The 1265-nt window shown below is 30.4% G+C and carries 1 protein-coding gene; it reads right to left on the reverse strand.

The features are described from left to right. Positions 1-886: 886 nt before the first annotated feature. Positions 887-1265 (reverse strand): autotransporter outer membrane beta-barrel domain-containing protein (locus ACFIKN_RS08850; protein ID WP_375658281.1); only part of this gene is annotated, 379 nt, incomplete at its 5' end.

Here is a 1265-nt window from a genome sequence, read left to right on the forward strand (position 1 = left end):
GATTGTTTATCAGCATCTTCAGTTTAATCAGGCGCGTGATATTGATAATCTTGATGTTGATTTAGGAAAATTTCATCAATGATTTAGAATACTCACTCATCATTCTACATATTGAATAAAAAACTGAATATTATAAATTTCTTTCATTCAAACCTGTTTATATTTAATCAATTAACCCCTTGTTCATCACAAACGAAGCTGGCATGTAAAGAAGGACTTTTGAAAAAAGGTGTATTGCTTCTTATGAACATTCTCGAGTGCTAAAATCTGCGCAAATATTGAATGCTGAAAAAAGAATGATGATATCCGCGCATAACCGCAATAAAAATAATATCCTGTATCCAATCAAAATTTCTCTGCCACCTATCATTTACAAAACAACAACCGTAACAATACGATAAAGCATACTTTACTTTTATTATAATTTGACCTCAAACTCCCTCTGTTTGTTCTAAAAACAAGTATTTATCCAAAATTCTTAAGTAAACATCCTAAAAAAGGAAACAAATAATATGCGTATGAAATGATATAAACGTAAATAAAGTTCTAAAACAAAATTCAAAAAAATGCATAAAGCTCGTAAAGACTAAACTTATGATCTATAAAATTTAATAAAGAAATGGACAAAAACAACCATCAATATCGTCTCTTTTAAAAGATTATACCACAAGAATTTAGCATTCAAGCTTCTCACATTCACAATGAAATCTGCCCCCATATCTTAATATCAAAATTTTAGGAAAATTCCTCATCGCATAGAAGAAAGCATCTATTGTAATCTTTTATATCAAAAAAATAACCATATTGATGAGGAAAAATAAATTTCAATACATTAAAAGGCAGAAAAATCTTCTGCCTTTCATATAAAAATGCACATTATATCTCTTCAAAAAAGATGGCGCAATCCAGCAGAGAAACTGGCTCCAGAAAAACCAGCTTTCTTAAATTTATGCTGATAAGTTACATCTCCATGAAGAAAAAGTTTTGAAGAAAGACGAGCATTAAACCCAAGACCTGCTTCCAAAAAAGAACCAAAAAAACCTAATTGGAAATCGTTTTTAAAAGAAACAAATTGCTTATCTTCAAAACTATGCAAATAAGAAAGCTTACTATAAAAAGAAACGACACGTCCCTCTTCAGAAACATTAAGTGTCTTGCTTAAACGCCCACCAACACGCCCCACCCATTGATGAAATTTTCCTAAATCAACATCAAGATTATCAATATCACGCGCCTGATTAAACTGAAGATGCTGATAAACAATC

It is taken from the genome of Bartonella sp. CL436QHHD (assembly GCF_042195105.1).
Lineage (GTDB): Bacteria > Pseudomonadota > Alphaproteobacteria > Rhizobiales > Rhizobiaceae > Bartonella.